Genomic DNA, 237 nt, shown 5'->3' on the forward strand with positions numbered 1-237 from the left:
TGACAGCTAAAACGCAAAAAAGCCCGACTCTTTCGAATCGGGCTTTCTCTTATTTGGAGCCTGGCGATGACCTACTTTCACATAGCAGCTGCTACACTATCATCGGCGCTGTTTCGTTTCACTACTGAGTTCGGCATGGGGTCAGGTGGGTCCAAAACGCTATTGTCACCAAGCAAATTTGGTTTTAATTCGCTCATCTGAGCAAATTAATAAATCTGGAATTCTGATATCAAGTAA

At 43.5% G+C, this 237-nt stretch carries 1 rRNA gene; it reads right to left on the reverse strand.

Annotated features, from left to right (window positions below):
• Positions 1-58: 58 nt before the first annotated feature.
• Positions 59-173, reverse strand: a 5S ribosomal RNA gene (gene rrf / locus JIG37_RS09725).
• Positions 174-237: the final 64 nt, after the last annotated feature.

It is taken from the genome of Pseudoalteromonas sp. bablab_jr010, assembly GCF_016464105.1.
Lineage (GTDB): Bacteria > Pseudomonadota > Gammaproteobacteria > Enterobacterales > Alteromonadaceae > Pseudoalteromonas > Pseudoalteromonas simplex.